This is a genomic window from Microbispora sp. H10949, assembly GCF_014161435.1.
Taxonomy (GTDB): Bacteria; Actinomycetota; Actinomycetes; order Streptosporangiales; family Streptosporangiaceae; genus Microbispora; species Microbispora triticiradicis.
Genome location: NZ_JABBWZ010000003.1, coordinates 685,397 through 702,539, shown reverse-complemented (window position 1 = coordinate 702,539; position 17,143 = coordinate 685,397). Strand labels below are relative to the sequence as shown.

The following is a 17,143-nucleotide window of genomic DNA, read 5'->3' as shown; positions in this document are numbered from 1 at the left end:
TGTCGCCCTATATGCGGCGCTCCTCACCAACGCTCTCCGGCGCTATCCGGCGAATTGCCTGCCTTCAGCGCCCTGATCACGTCTTTTCACGCCTCGGCGCCGGGAAGGTTGTTGTACGTCACCCTGCGTGCGACCGGCCTAACGGCGGGGGCGCCGTCGCCGACGATCCGGCAGTGCGACGGAAGGGCCGCCGAGCACGCGCTCACCCCTGCGCGGAGCGGAGGGCCTCCACGGCGACGTGAAAAGTTCATCGGACTTCCCGCAGCTCAGGCCTGGACTGATCAGCATCCGACTGAAACATTTCTATCCAATCTTTGACATGTTTCGGTGGTGGTTTCCAGAATGAGGCCTCGGCGAACCCCCGGGGCCGGGCGGCGCTCCCCACCAGGGCACCGCGCCGCCCGGCCAGCCACCGTGCCCGATCACAGGGTTCCGACTTGAGGAGCGAAGATGGCCGACAGCGCCGTGCCCGTCGTCAGACGTCCCGGTTTACGCAAGACCCTCGCCACGGCGCTCGCGAGCGTCGCCGCCGCGGCACTGGCGACCGTGGCACTGTCCCCGACGGCGGCCAACGCCGCCGACTGCAGCGCCGGATACGTCGGCCTCACCTACGACGACGGACCCAACCCCAGCAACACCACCAACCTGCTCAACACCCTCAAGGCCAACGGCCTGCGCGCCACCATGTTCAACATCGGCCAGAACGCCCAGAACAACCCCTCACTCGTGCGGGCGCAGGTCGACGCCGGAATGTGGGTCGGCAACCACAGCTACACCCACCCCCACCTCACCCAGCAGAGCAGCTCCCAGATCCAGTCCGAACTCCAGCGAACCCAGCAGGCCATCCAGCAGGCCACCGGAACCGCACCCAAGCTGTTCCGCCCCCCGTACGGCGAGACCAACTCCACCCTCAAGTCCGTCGAACAGCAGCTCGGCCTCCGAGAGATCATCTGGGACGTCGACTCCCAGGACTGGAACGGCGCCAGCACCTCCCAGATCGTCCAGGCCGCCGGCCGTCTCCAGAACGGCCAGATCATCCTCATGCACGACCAGTACTCCACCACCGTCGCCGCCATCTCCCAGATCGCCGCCAACCTCCGCAGCCGCAACCTCTGCGCCGGCATGATCTCCCCCACCACCGGACGCGCCGTCGCCCCCGACGGAAGCAACCCCGTCACCCCGTCCCCGTCCATCCCACAGTCCCCCAGCGCCACCCCCACCTCCGGTGGTGGCAGTGGGCCGATCAAGGGCGTGGCCTCGGGCCGCTGCATCGACGTGCCCAACGCCAGCCAGAACGACGGCACCCAGGTGCAGCTGTACGACTGCAACGGCCAGAGCAACCAGACCTGGTCGTCCACGTCCTCCGGTGAGATCCGGGTCTACGGCAGCAAGTGCCTCGACGCCGGCGGCACCGGCAACGGCGCCGTCGTGCAGATCTACTCCTGCCACGGCGGCGACAACCAGAAGTGGCGGGTCAACGGCGACGGCAGCATCCAGGGCGTCCAGTCCAACCTGTGTCTCGACGCCGCCGGAGCCGGCACCGCCAACGGCACCAAGCTCCAGCTGTACTCCTGCCACGGCGGCAACAACCAGAAGTGGACCTGGACCAGATAGCCCCCGCCCGTGGCCCGCGATGTCGGACACCCCGCCGCACCGCGGGCCACGGCCCTCGGGCCGGCAGTCAGTCTCCTGTCGCGTGGGCTGGCCGCCGGAACGGTGCGGCGCTCTCCGGGAGCGCCGCACCTTCTCACCGTCCGGGCATGCTCCGCGACGTGGCGCCGGCACGGAAAACCCGCGTTCCGGCAGGGGACAGCCGGGGAATCACTTCGCGTGACGCTCACGCGTTGCTACCGTGAGCGCATGACGGCTGAGGTGCGGAGCGAAGTGCCCATGAGCGATATATGCGGCGTTCCCCGTTGGGTTTTCCCTCCACCGGAAGGATTTCGGGCCACCGACCTCGATCACATACCGCAACTTCCTGCGCACACAGAGTTGATTGATGGAAGCTTGGTCTTCGTGAGCCCCCGAGCTTCCTTCCACACACTGATGCTGTTTCTCCTCGAGCGGGAACTACGCCGTTATGTCCCCTCTCAACTGCGCGTACGTCGCGAAATGAGCATCATTCTCGGCACTCGCCAGAGGCCCGAGCCCGACATGGTGATCATTCGCGCGGAGGCGGTGCAGGGGACGGGCGAGACCGCCTATCAGGCCGGCGATGTGATCCTGGTTGTGGAGGTCGTCTCGCCCGAGTCCGAGGAGCGGGACCGCAAGCGCAAGCCGCAGCTCTACGCCGAGGCGGGGATCGCGCACTTCTGGCGGATCGAGAACCAGTCCGGGCGGCCCACGGTCTACGTGTACGAACTCGACCCCGCCACCGCCGCGTACGCGCTGACCGGCATCTACCACGACCGCCTCAAGGTGTCGGTGCCCTTCGACGCCGACATCGACCTCGCCGAAATCGACGAGCTGTAGGCTCCGGAACCTCTGATCCCCACCAGCGACGGCCCGTAGCCGAGCGCTCCGGCTCCGCGAGCGGCGGCGGGCCTTACGTTGACTGCGATCGGCAGGTTCTGCCACGATCGCGGCAAAGTTGGCATTGCTCCTCTGGTTACCCCCGCGTATCGTCCAGAGTTGAGCCCCACTCACATTCACGCGCGTGACAGCACCATCCTGCCGTCCCTTCACCCCCTGACACCGCGAAGGGAAGTTCCCCCATGCACGCGCGCCTCCGACGGGCGATCACCGCTGCCGCCGCGCTGGTCCTCGTCTCCGTCGGCCTGCCGGCGGAGACGGCCACCGCCGCCCCCTATTACCCGCCCGACGACTACTGTCTGGGCCAGTGCGCGGACGTCCTGCCTCCCGGGCAGAACGGCAACGCCACGCTCGTGGACATCCTGGGCAACCAGACCCTGGGCACCTACCCGGCCCACAGCAGGGACCAGCTCGGCAGGTACGCCGACCTGATCTCCGGCTACACCGGGCTGACCGACGAGCAGATCTCCGCGTTCTTCGGCGACAGCGGCTTCGGCGTGCCGGCGAACCAGGTCGAGAGCACGGTCAGCCCGCGGTCCGACGTCACGATCGTCCGGGACAAGGCGACCGGCGTGCCGCACGTCACCGGCACCACCCGCGAGGGCACGATGTTCGGCGCCGGGTACGCCGGAGCCCAGGACCGCCTGTGGCTCATGGACCTCATGCGGCACGTCGGCCGGGGCGAGCTGACGCCGTTCGCCGGCGGCGCGGCGGGAAACCGGGAGCTGGAGCAGAGCGTCTGGCGCAACTCCCCCTACACGGAGGCCGATCTCCAGGCCCAGATCGACCGGCTGCGGGCCTCCGGCGGCCGCGGCGCCCAGCTCTACACCGACGTGCAGAACTACATCGCCGGGATCAACGCCTACATCGACCGGTGCATGTCCGCCCGCAACTGCCCCGGCGAGTACGTCCTCACCGGCCACCTCGACGCCATCACGAACGCGGGAGGCCCGCAGTACTTCAAGATGACCGACCTGGTCGCCGTCTCCGGGGTCATCGGCGGCCTGTTCGGCGGTGGCGGCGGCGCGGAGATGCGGTCCGCCCTCGTACGGGTGGCCGCGCGGGCGAAGTACGGCGCCACCGAGGGCGACCGGGCCTGGGCGGCCTTCCGCTCGCAGAACGACCCGGAGACCGTGCTCACGCTGCACGACGGGCAGAGCTTCCCCTCCGGCACGGCGCCGTCCGGCGCGACCGGCGTGGTGCTGCCCGACGCGGGCACGGCGGCCCCGGTCGACGTCACGGCCAACGAGACCGGCAGCGCGACCTCCCCCACGACGGCGGTTACGAGCGCGCTGACGGGGCTGACGGTGGACAATTCCCGGCCCGGCATGTCGAACGCGCTCGTGGTCTCGGCCGCCAAGGCGACCGGCGGCCACCCGATCGCCGTGTTCGGCCCGCAGACCGGCTACTTCGCGCCGCAACTGCTCATGCTGGAGGAGCTGTCCGGGCCCGGCATCCGGGCGCGGGGGGCCGCCTTCGCCGGGCTCAACCTCTACGTGCTGCTCGGCCGCGGGACCGACTACGCCTGGAGCGCCACGTCGGCCGCCGAGGACATCACCGACACGTACGCGGTGACGCTGTGCGACCCGAACGGCGGCACGCCCGCCCTGTCGTCGGACCACTACCTCTACCACGGCACCTGCACCGCCATGGAGACGCTGAAGAAGACCAACTCCTGGAAGCCGAACACGGCCGATTCCACCGCCGCCGGCTCCTACGACCTAATCATCAAGCGGACCAAGTACGGCCTGGTCACCTGGCGGGGGATGGCCGGCGGCGTGCCGACGGCGTTCACGGCGCTGCGCTCGACCTACCAGCACGAGACGGACTCGGCGGTCGGCTTCCAGATGTTCAACGACCCGGCCGAGATGGGTTCGCCGGCGGCCTTCACGAACTCCGCTTCCAAGATCGGCTTCGCCTTCAACTGGTTCTACGTCAACTCCGCCGACACGGCGTACTTCATGTCCGGCAACGTCCCGGTGCGGTCGGCGGTGTCCGACCCGAACCTGCCGATGGCGGGCGACGCGGCGCACGAGTGGAGCGGCTTCGACCCGGCGGTCAACACGGCGGCCTACACGCCGCCCTCGGCCCACCCGCAGGCCGTCAACCAGGACTACTTCGTCAGCTGGAACAACAAGCAGGCGAAGGACTACGGCGCGGCCGACGGCAACTTCAGCTTCGGTCCGGTCCACCGCGCCGACCTGCTGGACGCGCCGCTCCGGGCCGCCCTGTCCACGGGCACGGTCGACCGGGCCGGGGTGGTGAAGATCATGGCCGCGGCCGCCGTGACCGACCTGCGCGGATGGAAGGTGCTGCCGAACCTGCTCCGGGTGATCGGCAGCGCGTCGTCCGTGCCCGATCCCGCCCTGGCCTCCGCCGTCGCCAAGCTGTCCGCCTGGGCCGAGGCGGGCGCCCGGCGGCAGGAGACCGCCAAGGGCAGCAAGACGTACGCGCACGCCGACGCCATCCGGATATTCGACGCGTGGTGGCCGCAGCTGGTGCGGGCGGAGTTCCGGCCCGGCCTCGGCGACGGGCTCTACCTGTCGCTGACCGGCGCGCTGCAGATCAACGAGTCGCCGTCCGGGCACCAGCAGGGCGACGTCTCCGCGCTGCCCGGGTCGGCCAACGAGTCACAGCCGCACAAGGGCTCGGCGTTCCAGTACGGCTGGTGGGGTTACGTCGACAAGGACATCCGGGCCGTGCTGGGCGACCCGGTGACCGCTCCCCTGCCCGCCAGGTACTGCGGCGCGACCGTGGCGGCCTGCCGAACGGTCCTGCTGGACAGCCTGTCGGCCGCGCTGGCCGAACCGGCGGCGACGACCTATCCCGGTGACGACTCCTGCTCCGCCGGGGACCAGTGGTGCGCCGACGCCGTGCGGCAGTCGCCGCTCGGCGGGATCAAGCACTCGCTGATCTCCTGGCAGAACCGGCCGACCTATCAGCAGGTGGTCTCGTTCCCGGCGCACCGGGGCGACGACGTGAGCGACCTCGCGCTGGGCCGTACGGCGAGCGCCTCCAGCACCGAGGGCTCCAACGCGCCGGGGCGGGCGGTGGACGGAGACCCGGCGACCCGGTGGGCCAGCGGATGGAGCAACAACCAGTACATCCAGGTCGATCTCGGCTCCGCGAGCACCGTGGGGCGGGTCATCCTGCGCTGGGAGCCGGCCTACGGCTCGTCGTACCGGATCCAGACGTCCCCCGACGGCGCCGCGTGGACCACCGCCGCGCAGACGACGACCGGCGACGGCGGCGTGGACACCGTGACCTTCGCCCCGGTCAGCGCGCGGTACGTGCGCATGCAGGGGGTCAAGCGCGCCACCCTCTTCGGCTACTCGCTGTACTCCTTCGAGGTGTACGGCAGGTGACGCGGCTCGCGGGCGGGCGCCGGCGACAGACCGGCGCCCGCCCGCGATCGTGCTCGTCAGGCGCCGCGGAGGTGGGCTCCGGTGCGCTCCGCGGCGAGGGCGACGGCGGCGTCCCGCGCCGCCGTGGTCTCCTCGGCCGTGAGCGTGCGGTCCGGCGCCCGGAACCGCAGCGTGTACGCCAGCGACTTGTTGCCCTCGCCGACCTGCGGCCCGGTGTAGACGTCGAACAGCCTGACCGACTCCAGCAGGCCGCCCGCGCCCTCCGCCAGGGCGGCCGCCACCTCCGCGACCGGGGTCGCGGCGGGGACGGTCAGCGCGACGTCCTGGGTCGCCACCGGGTACGCGGACACGGGGGGCGTCTGCACCGGCCCGGCGGGCCGCAGCAGCGACAGCTCCAGCTCCATCGCGCACGTGCGCGGGGGCAGGCCGTACGCCTCGATCACCCGGGGATGCAGCTCACCGGCGTGGCCGGCGAGGACCTGCTCCCCGGTCTCCGGGTCCGGCACGATCAGCGCGGCGCAGCGCCCGGGGTGCCAGGGCTCGTGCTGGTCGGCCCGGATGACGAGCTCGCCACCGGCCGCCCGGGCGGCCGTACGGGCCGCCTCGACGGCGTCCGCCCAGGTCGCCTGCCTGCCCTCGCCCCACCAGCCGGAGCGGTGGAACTCGCCGGCGAGCACCACGGCCACCCGGAACGGCTGCCGCGGCAGCGCGATCTCGATCGCCGCCAGCTCCTCCTCCGAGGGCCGGCGGTCGACCGCGAGAATCGGGGCCGACGCGGGCGCGTCCGGCTCGGGCCGGTAGACCAGCCCCGACTCGAACAGGGCCACGTCGGCGAACCCGCGGCCCACGTTGCGCACCAGCGTCTTCAGCAGCCCCGGCAGCAGTGTGGTCCGCATGTACGGCTCGTCCTCGCTGAGCGGGTTGACCAGCCGGGTCGTCCGCCTGCGCGGGTCCCCCTCGGGCAGCAGGAGGTTGTCGAGGTCGCGCGGGCCCATGAACGGGTAGGCGAGCACCTCGACGTATCCCGCGTGGGCCAGCGCCCGGCCGACGCGGCGGCGCAGCCGCTGCCCCTCGGTCAGCCCGCCGCCGGCGGGGGCGGGCGGCAGCACCGACGGGATGCGGTCGTAGCCTTCGAGCCGGATGACCTCCTCCGCGAGGTCGTTCGGGTCGGTGAGGTCGGGCCGCCAGCTCGGCGGGACGACCGTGATCGGGTCCTCGCCGTCGACGGACAGCTTCCCGGCGAGGTCGCCCGACGCGAGCACCCCGGTCGCGGCGACGCCCTGGCCGCCGTCCGGCCGGGAGGCGGCGGCGCCCTCGGTCACCACGCAGCCGACCTGCTCCAGCCGGCGGATCACCGTCTCCCGCCCGTAGGCCACGCCCGCGACGCGGTCCGGGTGGCCGGCCGGGATCGTGATGCGCACCGGGGCGACGTCCACCTGCGCGTGCGTCACGCCGGGGTCGGCGACGGCCCCGCCCAGCTCGGCGAGGAGCCGGACGGCACGCCACGACGCGGCCAGCGGCAGCTCCCGGTCGACGCCGCGCTCGAACCGCTTGGACGCCTCGCTCACCAGGTTGTGCCGCCGCGACTCCCGGGCGATGCCGGTGGCGGAGAAGTGGGCGGCCTCGATCACGATGTCGGTCGAGGTCCCGGAGATCTCCGTGTGCAGGCCGCCCATCGTGCCGGCCATCGAGATCGGGCCGGAGTCGTCGGTGATGAGGATGTCCTCCTCGTGGAGCGTCCGCACCACGTGGTCGAGCGTCTCCAGCGTCTCCCCCGGACGGGCCCGCCGTACGACGATCGGGCCGGACAGGCGCGACCGGTCGAAGGCGTGCAGGGGCTGGCCGAGCTCCAGCATCACGTAGTTGGTGACGTCGACGGCCAGCGAGACCGAGCGCACACCGGCGCGGGCCAGCCGCACCCGCATCCACAGCGGCGACTCCGCGGCGGGGTCGAACCCGGTCACCGAGCGCAGCACGAACCGGTCGCAGGCGGTCGGGTCGCCGATCGACGCCGGCCAGGACTCGCCGTCGCCGTCCGGCGTCTCGATAGCGGCGGGATCGCGGAACGGCACGCCGAAGGCGGTCGCCGCCTCGCGGGCGACGCCCCGGATGGACAGGGCGTATCCGCGGTCGGTGGCGACCTCCAGTTCGAGCACGTCGTCACGCAGGCCGAGCAGCTCGACGACGTCCGCGCCGATCGGGGTGTCCGGCGGCAGCAGCAGGATGCCCGGGGACGAATCGGCGACGCCGAGCTCGGCCTCCGAGCAGATCATGCCGTCCGACAGCCGCCCGTACGTCTTGCGGGACCCGATCTCGAAACCACCGGGCAGCACCGCGCCCGGCAGCGCGACCGGGACCACCGCGCCCTCGGAGAAGTTCGTCGCGCCGCAGACGATCTCGCGCGGCGTGGCCTCGCCGACCTCGACCCGGCAGTGCCGGATGGGCTTCTTGAACCCGGTCAGCTCCTCGATCTCGAGGACCCGGCCGACCACGATGTTCTTGATCTCGTGGCCGTGCGAGTGGAGGGCCTCCAGCTTGAGGCCGGCGGCGGTGAGCCGGTCGGCCACCTCCTGTGCGGTGACCGCGGGGAGATCGACGTACTCCCGCAGCCATGAAAGCGGGACCTTCATCAGACCTCCATCCCGAACGGCAGGGTGAACCGGATGTCGCCCTCGACCATGTCACGCATGTCCGCGGCGTTGTGGCGGAACATCAGCGTCCGCTCCACGCCCATGCCGAAGGCGAACCCGGAGTAGACGGCGGGGTCGGCGCCGCAGGCGATCAGCACGCGCGGGTTGACCATCCCGCAGCCGCCCCACTCGATCCAGCCCTCCGACTTGCAGGTGCGGCAGGGCGGGTTGCCGGGCACCGCGGAGGAGCCGCGGCAGACGAAGCAGCGCAGGTCGAGCTCGGCCGACGGCTCGGTGAACGGGAAGTAGTGCGGCCGGAACCGGGTCGTGATGCCGTCACCGAACATCACCTCGGCGAACCGGTCGAGCGTGCCCTTCAGGTGGGCCATCGTCAGCCCCTTGTCGACCGCCAGGCCCTCGACCTGGTGGAAGACCGGCGTGTGCGTGGCGTCGAGCTCGTCGGTGCGAAAGGTCTTGCCCGGCGACACCACGTAGACGGGCAGCGGGCGCGACAGCAGGGCCCTGATCTGGACCGGCGAGGTCTGGGTGCGCAGGACCTTCCCCGACTCGACGCTCTCCACGAAGAACGTGTCGTGGTCGGACCTCGCGGGGTGGTCGGGCGCGATGTTCAGCGCGTCGAAGTTGAACCACTCGCCTTCGAGCTCCGGCCCCTCGGCCACTTCGTAGCCCATCGCGACGAAGGCGTCGGCGATGCGCTCCTGCAGGGTGGTGAGCGGGTGGCGGGCGCCGCGCGGCGCGTGGTCCCACGGCAGCGTGACGTCGACGGTCTCCTCGACGAGGACCCGCGCGTCGCGCTCGGCCTCCAGCTCGGCCTGACGGGCGGCCAGCGCCTCGCCGATCGCCTTGCGCGCGGTGCCGATCCGCTTGCCCGCCTCTGCGCGGGCGGCGGGCGGGAGCGCGCCGATCTCACGGTTGGCCAGCGCGATCGGCGAGCGGTCGCCCGCGTGCGCCAGCCTGGCCTGCTTCAGATCGTCGAGGTCGCGCGCCGCCGCGATGGCGGCGAGGGCGTCGGCCTGTGCCCGCGCGACCTCGTCGGCGTGCAGCGGCGTCACCTCGACCGGGTCATAGGTGTTCGACAAGAGAGAGCTCCGTATCCAGGGGCCTGCGAGCGCCCTGCGCTCAGCGGCAACGAGTCTAGTCCGATCAGCCCACCGGGCCGTCCTCCGCGCGAGGGCCTGTGGAAAAGCTCAGGCGAAGTCGGGGGTGCCGGTGGGCAAGGTAAATCGGAATTCGGCGCCGCCGCCGGGCGCGCGCTGCACGATGATCGTGCCGCCGTGGGCCTCGACGAGGCCCTTGACGATGAACAGGCCGAGGCCGGTGCCCCCGCGGCGGCGGCCGTTGCCCCGCCAGAACTGACGGAAGACGCGGTCGACCAGCTCGGGCGCCACGCCCTCACCCTGGTCCCGCACCGACACCGCCACACCCCACTCGACCGGCTCCACCACTATGGTCACCGTACCGCGTCCGTGGCGCACCGCGTTTTCCACCAGGTTCCCGAGAACCTGGTCGATCTTGTCCTGGTCGAGCCACGTCTCGGGCAGCTCGCCGAGGATCTCCAGCCGGAAGCGGTCCTCCGGCTCCCCCGCGGCCACCCGGCCGGCGATGATCCGGCGCGCCCGCGCCGGCACGTCCACGACCTGCCGGCGGATCTCCACCCGGCCCGACTCGATCCGCGAGACGTCGAGGAGCTCGGTGATCAGCCGCGTCACCCGGTCGGCGTCCGCGTTGACCGTCTCCAGCATGACGAGCTTCTGGGCGTCGGTGAGCCGCTCCCACTTCGCCAGCAGCGTCGCGGTGAACCCCTTGACGCTGGTCAGCGGTGAGCGCAGCTCGTGCGCGACCGTGGACACCAGGTCGGCGCGGCTGCGTTCGACCCGCGCGCGCGCCGACGCGTCGCGCAGCGTGATGACGACCCGCTCCACCTCGCCGCCGCGCGCGGGCTCCCGGACGAAGCGCGCGGCGACCAGCAGTTCCTGCCGTCCGGGCAGGTGGAGCGGCCGTTCGGGCTGGCGGCTGCGGGTACGCAGCCCGCCGTGCGGGTCGAGCCACTTCCACCAGTCGCGGCCGTCCTGGTCGCGCAGCGGCAGCACGTCGCCGATGAGCCGGCCCACGGCCGCCCGCCGGGTCACCCCGGTCAGCCGCTCCGCCGCCCGGTTGACCATCAGGATCACACCGTCGGGGTCGGTCGCGACGAGGCCGTCGGGAAGGTCGTCGGCGTCGATGAGCGCCCGCCCTCCGGCGTCCCCTTCAGGGGTGCCGCCGGGGGTGTCGTCACCTCGCACGAGACCGCCTCCTGACGCTCCGGAACTGCGCGCGCCGCCCCTTCCTGCACGGCTCCTTCGCCGACAATAGCGGGTTTCCGCGGCCCGGCAGCAGCCTCAGCCGCCGGGGGTGGTGGGATCTTCCACGGTTTGTAAGGTCTGCCGCTGAACCCGCGCGGAAGAGTAGAGACACACCGCCGCGGCGGTGGCGAGGTTGAGGCTCTCGGCCCGTCCGTAGATCGGGACGCGGACGACCTCGTCGGCCAGGGCGAGGAGCTCGGGCGGCAGCCCCCACGCCTCGTTGCCGAACAGCCAGGCGGTGGGCTCGTCCAGCGCGACCTCGTCGAGCGTCCGGGTGCCCGCTCCGTCGGCCGCCAGCACGCGCAGCCCGGCCTCCCGTACGTGCCGTACGGCGTCGGCCACGGAGGTGCCCGTCACCACGGGCAGGTGGAAGAGGCTCCCCGCGCTCGCCCGTACGCACTTGCCGTTGTACGGGTCGACCGAGGCGTCGGTGAAGACCACGGAGTCGGCGCCGGCGGCGTCGGCCGTGCGCAGGACGGTGCCCGCGTTGCCGGGGTCGCGGACGTGGGCGAGGATCGCCACCAGCCGGGACGTGGGCGCGACGGCCTCCGCCAGCGGGACGTGCACGAACCGGCACACGGCCAGCAGCCCCTGCGGGGTGACGGTCTGGGTCAGCTCGGCCATGACCTCGCCGCTCGCGCGGTGCACGGGCACGCCGGCCGCGTGGGCGGCGGCCACGATGTCGGCGTGCCGGGCCTCGGCCTCGACCGTCGTGAACAGCTCCGCCGTGACGTCCTTGACCGCGAGCGCCTCGCGTACCGCCTGCGGCCCCTCGGCCAGGAACGCCCGGTCGCGGTCGCGGAAGGCGCGTTTGGTCAGCCTGCGGGCCGCCTTGACCCGCGGCGACCTGATGTTGGTGAGCTCCGCCATCCCTGCTCATTCCCCCTCAACGTCGATGAGGGCCCACCGCAGGCGGCGGGCCCTCGTCGGAGCAGGTCTCAGGCGACCGGCGCGTTCACGTCGGACGGGAGCGCCTTCTTGGCGGACTCGACCAGCGTGGCGAAGGTCGTGGCGTCGTTGACCGCGAGGTCCGCGAGGATCTTGCGGTCCACCTCGATGCCCGCCAGACGCAGGCCCTGGACGAACCGGTTGTAGGTCATGCCGTTGGCGCGGGCCGCCGCGTTGATCCGCTGGATCCACAGACGGCGGAACGTGCCCTTCTTGTCCTTGCGGTCCCGGTACGCATAGGTCATCGAGTGGAGCATCTGCTCCTTGGCCTTGCGGTAGAGGCGCGACCGCTGCCCCCGGTAACCGCTTGCCCGCTCGAGTACGACCCGGCGCTTCTTCTTGGCGTTGAGCGCCCGCTTCACGCGTGCCATGTTGTTCTATCTCCCCGGGTCGTTACTACTTGGCGAGCAGCTTCTTGATCTTCTTGGTGTCGGCGTCGGACATGACGACGACACCCTCGAGACGGCGCGTACGGGTGGACGGCTTGTGCTCGAACAGGTGCTGCCGGTTGGCGCGGCGGCGGACAACCTTGCCGGATCCGGTGAGCCGGAACCGCTTCTTCGCACCGCTGTGCGTCTTCATCTTCGGCATCTCAGCCGTCTCTCCCTCTTTGGTCCGTGCCGACGGCCCGGGCCGGTAACCCGAGCCGGCGGCTGCCTGACTCCGCGAGACCGTCCCGGTCTCGGATTCTCCGTGTCGTTTCGGGCGCCCTGCCCGGTGGTTCAGGCGGGCGTCACTGCGCCTGCGCGGGCTGCTGCTCCTGCGCGGACTCCTCCGCCGGGCGGTCCTCGCCACGCTGCGCCTTGGCGGCGGCCTTCTCGGCCTTCGCCTCGGCCTTCTTCTTGTGCGGCCCGATCACCATGATCATGTTTCGGCCGTCCTGCTTCGGCTGCGACTCGACGAACCCCAGATCGGTGACGTCTTCCGCGAGGCGCTGCAGGAGCCGGAAGCCCAGCTCTGGCCGGGACTGCTCACGGCCCCGGAACATGATCGTGACCTTGACCTTGTCTCCCGCCTTGAGGAAGCGCACGACGTGACCCTTCTTGGTCTCGTAGTCGTGCGGGTCGATCTTCGGCCGGAGCTTGATCTCTTTGATGATCGTGTGTGCCTGGTTGCGACGGGCCTCGCGCGCCTTCATGGCCGACTCGTACTTGAACTTGCCGTAGTCCATGAGCTTGCAGACGGGCGGGCGGGCGGTGGCCGCGACCTCCACCAGGTCGAGATCGCTCTCCTGCGCCAGCTTCAACGCGTCGCCGATGGAGACGATGCCGACCTGTTCGCCGTTCGGGCCGACGAGGCGGACCTCGGGCACACGAATACGGTCGTTGATGCGGGGCTCGGTGCTGATGGGACCTCCAAAAGACTTCCGCTTGTCTCGACCGTGCGGGAAAAACGAAAACCCCGCACGTCACGCATGCGGGGTCACTGAGCTCTCCTGCCGAAAACTCCGTTGTGATCCTGAACCCGTCCGCCTTTCGGCGAAGCAGGTGGGAGGAGGACCTCCGCTTGCGCGTCCAGCTCATGCCGGACCGATCGAGTTCCTACGTTACCACAAACCCGCACGGCCCCCGGCGTATTCCGGCCGGGCCGCCCCGCCCTGGAGACCGCTCAGGAGGCCGCGCGCCGGGCGATCTCGGCCTCGCCGGCCGCGCGCATCGCCGCGACCGGCACGTCCGCCCGTCCCGTCATGAGCTCGACCTGCCGCGCCGCCTGGTGCAGCAGCATGGGGAAGCCGCCCACGACGGTGCGCCCGCGCGCCCGGACGGCCCGGGCCAGCGCCGTCGGCCAGGGCGCGTAGACGACGTCGAACAGGGCCCCCTTGTCGGGCAGGCGGGCCGCGACCCGCTCGGCGAGCGCGTCGGCCGCGCCGGACGGCAGCGTGGAGACGACCAGGCCGGCCGCGGGGTCGAAGTCGTCGAAGGAGCGCACGGTCACCGTGACGCCGAGCCGTTCTGCGACGCGCAGGGTCTCCCCCGCGCGGGCCGGGTCGCGCACGACCAGGGTGGCCTCCGCCAGGCCCGTCTCCCGCAGGGCCGCGAGGGCCGAGGCCGCGGTGGCGCCGCCGCCGAGGACGACCGCCGAGGACGGCGCGGGCACGCCCGCCTCGGCGAGCGCCTCGACGATGCCGTACACGTCGGTGTTGTGCCCGTGCCGCCCGCCGTCGCGGAACACGACCGTGTTCGCACCGCCGACCGCCAGCGCGAGGTCCGAGACGGTGTCGAGCAGCGGGAGCACGGCACGCTTGAGCGGCATCGTGAGCGACAGGCCCGCCCACTCCGGGCCCAGCCCGGCGACGAGGCCGGCGAGCCCGTCCTCGGCGCACTCGATCGCGTCGTAGCGCCAGCCGTCCAGGCCCATCTCCGCGTACGCCGCCCGGTGCAGCACCGGGGAGAGCGAGTGGGCGACGGGCGAGCCCAGGACGGCGGCCCGGCGGACGGTCCCGCTCACTTGTAGTTCCTGTTGAACTCGTCGCGCAGCTTCCAGAACTCCGACTCCTTGTCGGTGAACTTGGTGATGCCCCGCTTCGGGTCGACCGTCACGAAGTACAGCCAGTTGCCGTCCGCCGGATGCAGCGCGGCCTCGATCGCATGGTCGCCCGGGTTGCTGATCGGGCCGGGTGGCAGGCCGGCGTACTTGTAGGTGTTGTACCGCGAGGTGCTGGTCAGGTCCGCGTGCGAAGCGGCGATGCCGTACTTGTTCAGGCCGTACATGACCGTGCTGTCCATGCCCAGCTTCATCGGGGGGTTCGACAGCAGCCGGTTGTAGATGACGCGGGCCACCTTGGGCATGTCCTCGGCGCTGCCCGACTCGGCCTGGACGATGCTCGCGATGATCATGACCTGGCGGGGCGAGAAGCCGACCTGCCTGGCCTGGCCCTCCAGGTCGATCTTGTCGGCGGTCTGGTTGAACCGGTCGACCATGTTGGTGAGGATCTGCTGCGGCGTGAGCTTGCTGTTGATCTCGTACGTCGCGGGGAACGCGTAGCCCTCCAGCCGGCCCTTCGCGTAGGCGGGGAGACCGATGTCGGCGCGGGCCGCCTTCTTGAAGTCCTCGACCGGCTTGCCCGAGGCGGTGGACAGCTCCTCGAAGATCTTGCTGAGCCGCAGCCCCTCACGGATGGTGAGACGGTTGAGCACACGGTTCTTCGGGTCGAGCAGGGTCAGCGCCGAGGCGGCGGACATGCCCTTGCGCATCGCGTACTGGCCCGGCTGGAGCGAGGAGCTCTTCCCGGCCGCGCCGATGGCGTTGACGAACGCCCGCGCGCTGGCCACGACGCCCTGCTCCTCCAGCATCTGGGCGACGGCGGTGGCGCTCTCGCCCTCCTGGATCTCGACGACGACCTCACCCGTCCCCTCGCCGGTGAAGTCCTTGGGAATCATGACGCCGCGCGCCCAGGTGAAGCCCAGGTAGCCGAGACCGGCGAGGACCCCGACGATGATCACAATGGCGAAGAGCGTGGCGACCCTGCCCTTGCGCCGCTGCCGCTTGCGGCGTCTGCGGCTGCGTCGCTGCTGGGCCCGGCCGCCGGAAGGGCGACGCCGGGGAGAGCCGTCGTCGTCCTCGGCGCCGAGCAGGAAGTCCATGTCCAGTTCGTTCATAGTGCGCTGGCCAATCTCTCGGTACGAGAGGCCTCCCGTCAAGCGAGTGTGCCAGACCGAGGGGGTCCGGTGGGGGTCCGGTACGGGTCCGGTATGAGTCCGGACAGGGGGACGTTCGCCTACCGCGGGCCGTCCGGGCGGCGCCCTGGACGCACCTGGGCCACCACTAGTTCGTCCCGAGATACCTGTTCAGCTCATCCCGATATTTCCTGAACTCCATCTCTTTGTCAGTGAATTTGGTGATTTTACGACGAGGATCGGTGGTCACGAACCAGTACCAGTCACCCTCGGCGGGGTGGAGCGTCGCCAGCAGCGCGCTCTCCCCCGGGTTGCCGATGGGTCCGGGCGGCAGCCCGGGGCGCGCGTAGGTGTTGTACGGGGAGCCGTTGCGCGTGTCCTCGGCGGTGACCTTCAGGGTGTGCCGGTTCAACGCGTAGTTGACCGTGCTGTCCATCTCCAGCTTCGCGCCCCGCGCCAAGCGGTTGTACACCACTCTGGCGATCTTGGGGTAATCGGCCGGGACACCGCCCTCGGCCTGCACGATGCTCGCGACCGTCACCGCCTGCCGGGGCGTGAGGTTCAGGCGCGGCGCCAGATCCTCCAGGCCCACCTTCTTCGCCGCGAGGCGGAACCGGGCCACCATCTTCCTGAGCATGTCGCCGGCGGTCGCCCCCGGCTCTATCTCGTACGTGGCCGGGAACAGGAACCCCTCGGCCTCGCCCTCGGCGTACGCGGGCAGGCGCAGGCGCCGGGTCTCGCCGGCCGCCTCGGTGAAGTCCTGCAGCGGGATGCCCGTCCCGTCCGCGAGGACCCGCAGCACCTCGCGCAGGCGCAGCCCCTCGGGCACGGTGACCTTGCGCACCACCCGGCTCGCGGGCGCCAGGAGCAGGTCGAGCGCCGCGGAGGCCGACATCCGGCGCCGCAGGACGTAGCGGCCCGGGTGCAGGCCGCTCTCCTTGGAACGGCTGATCACCTGCTCCACGAACGACTGGGCGCTGGCGACCACGCCGGCCTTGGCCAGCGTCTGGCCGACCTCGCCGGCGCTCGTCCCCGGTGTGATCTCGATCGTCACCGTCCCCGAACCGCCGCCGGAGTAGTCGGGCGGGCTGCCGGGCTGGCCGACGACCGCGTGCACGCCGTACGCCACCGCCGCCGCGACCAGGGCGAACCCTCCGCCGGCGACGAGCGCCGCCCGCCTCACCGTGCGGTCCCGCCGCTCGCTTCCTCACCCGGCCCCGCGGGGGGGCCCGGTGGTCCGAGAGGCCTGCCGGGGGGATTGCCGGTGGCCCGCTCTCCGTCGAGCGCGGCCTGCAGCAGCAGGACGGCGGCCGCCTGGTCGATCACGTCACGCTGGTCGCGGGCCTTCACGCCGCTGGAGCGCAGCCGCTGCTGGGCGCCCACGGTGGTGAGCCGCTCGTCCACGAGCCGGATCGGGACCGGCGCGACCGTCCTGGCCAGCCGCGCGGCGAACGCCCGCGCGGCCTCCGCGGCGTGGCTCTCCCGGCCCGACAGCGACGTGGGCAGGCCGACGACGATCTCGATCGCCTCGTGCTCGGCCGCGATCTCGGCGATCCTCGCCAGGTCGCCCCGGCCGCGCCGTACGGTCTCCACCGGCGTGGCCAGCAGGCCCGAGGGGTCGCTGCGGGCCACGCCGACGCGGACGGAGCCGACGTCGACCCCGATCCTGACGCCATGTCTCATCGGCG

Annotated in this window: 14 protein-coding genes; 3 read left to right on the top strand and 11 right to left on the bottom strand. The window is 71.6% G+C overall.

Annotated elements, in window-relative coordinates; genetic code table 11:
- The first annotated feature begins 450 nt into the window (after positions 1 to 450).
- The 3 genes from HHX40_RS10530 (at position 451) to HHX40_RS10520 (ending at position 5,897) form a co-directional block, all read left to right on the top strand.
- Complete coding sequence (locus HHX40_RS10530; protein ID WP_182880349.1) at positions 451 to 1,614, top strand: polysaccharide deacetylase family protein; 1,164 nt, start codon at positions 451 to 453, stop codon at positions 1,612 to 1,614.
- A 246-nt stretch (positions 1,615 to 1,860) separates the two neighbouring features.
- Positions 1,861 to 2,472 (top strand): Uma2 family endonuclease, encoded by a 612-nt coding sequence (locus HHX40_RS10525; protein ID WP_396787735.1) that lies wholly within the window; start codon positions 1,861 to 1,863, stop codon positions 2,470 to 2,472.
- Positions 2,473 to 2,714: 242 nt separating this feature from the next.
- Positions 2,715 to 5,897 carry a penicillin acylase family protein gene (locus HHX40_RS10520; RefSeq protein WP_182880348.1) on the top strand — a complete coding sequence of 1,061 codons (3,183 nt, stop codon included), beginning with the start codon at positions 2,715 to 2,717 and terminating at the stop codon, positions 5,895 to 5,897.
- 56 nt (positions 5,898 to 5,953) lie between these two features.
- Here the strand turns inward: HHX40_RS10520 and HHX40_RS10515 are convergent, their stop codons facing one another.
- The 11 genes from HHX40_RS10515 to ruvX form a co-directional block, all read right to left on the bottom strand.
- Entirely contained in the window at positions 5,954 to 8,527 is a 2,574-nt protein-coding gene (locus HHX40_RS10515; RefSeq protein WP_182880347.1) for a phenylalanine--tRNA ligase subunit beta, read from the bottom strand.
- Positions 8,527 to 9,627: a phenylalanine--tRNA ligase subunit alpha gene (pheS, locus tag HHX40_RS10510; RefSeq protein ID WP_117408917.1), complete on the bottom strand. Its 1,101-nt coding sequence runs from the start codon at positions 9,625 to 9,627 to the stop codon at positions 8,527 to 8,529. The genes HHX40_RS10515 and pheS overlap by 1 nt, the downstream gene beginning before the upstream one ends.
- Before the next feature lie 108 nt (positions 9,628 to 9,735).
- Positions 9,736 to 10,830 (bottom strand): sensor histidine kinase, encoded by a 1,095-nt coding sequence (locus HHX40_RS10505; protein ID WP_182880346.1) that lies wholly within the window; start codon positions 10,828 to 10,830, stop codon positions 9,736 to 9,738.
- Positions 10,831 to 10,926: 96 nt separating this feature from the next.
- The gene (locus tag HHX40_RS10500; protein WP_117408919.1) at positions 10,927 to 11,760 is read right to left on the bottom strand and encodes a TrmH family RNA methyltransferase; all 834 of its coding nucleotides are present in this window, start codon (positions 11,758 to 11,760) and stop codon (positions 10,927 to 10,929) included.
- 68 nt (positions 11,761 to 11,828) lie between these two features.
- Positions 11,829 to 12,209, bottom strand: a complete 381-nt coding sequence (gene rplT / locus HHX40_RS10495; protein ID WP_150938656.1) for a 50S ribosomal protein L20 — start codon at positions 12,207 to 12,209, stop codon at positions 11,829 to 11,831.
- Positions 12,210 to 12,234: 25 nt separating this feature from the next.
- Positions 12,235 to 12,429, bottom strand: coding sequence for a 50S ribosomal protein L35 (gene rpmI, locus HHX40_RS10490; protein ID WP_030504936.1), 195 nt, complete (start codon positions 12,427 to 12,429; stop codon positions 12,235 to 12,237).
- 142 nt (positions 12,430 to 12,571) lie between these two features.
- Positions 12,572 to 13,186, bottom strand: coding sequence for a translation initiation factor IF-3 (gene infC / locus HHX40_RS10485; protein WP_117408921.1), 615 nt, complete (start codon positions 13,184 to 13,186; stop codon positions 12,572 to 12,574).
- 260 nt (positions 13,187 to 13,446) lie between these two features.
- The gene (locus tag HHX40_RS10480) at positions 13,447 to 14,286 is read right to left on the bottom strand and encodes a shikimate dehydrogenase (protein ID WP_182880345.1); all 840 of its coding nucleotides are present in this window, start codon (positions 14,284 to 14,286) and stop codon (positions 13,447 to 13,449) included.
- The gene (gene mltG, locus HHX40_RS10475) at positions 14,283 to 15,437 is read right to left on the bottom strand and encodes an endolytic transglycosylase MltG (RefSeq protein WP_182880344.1); all 1,155 of its coding nucleotides are present in this window, start codon (positions 15,435 to 15,437) and stop codon (positions 14,283 to 14,285) included. The genes HHX40_RS10480 and mltG (HHX40_RS10475) overlap by 4 nt, the downstream gene beginning before the upstream one ends.
- A gap of 166 nt (positions 15,438 to 15,603) precedes the next feature.
- Positions 15,604 to 16,638 carry an endolytic transglycosylase MltG gene (mltG, locus tag HHX40_RS10470; RefSeq protein WP_182880343.1) on the bottom strand — a complete coding sequence of 345 codons (1,035 nt, stop codon included), beginning with the start codon at positions 16,636 to 16,638 and terminating at the stop codon, positions 15,604 to 15,606.
- Positions 16,635 to 17,138 (bottom strand): Holliday junction resolvase RuvX, encoded by a 504-nt coding sequence (ruvX, locus tag HHX40_RS10465; RefSeq protein ID WP_117408925.1) that lies wholly within the window; start codon positions 17,136 to 17,138, stop codon positions 16,635 to 16,637. Before ruvX ends, mltG (HHX40_RS10470) begins: the two co-directional genes overlap by 4 nt.
- Positions 17,139 to 17,143: the final 5 nt, after the last annotated feature.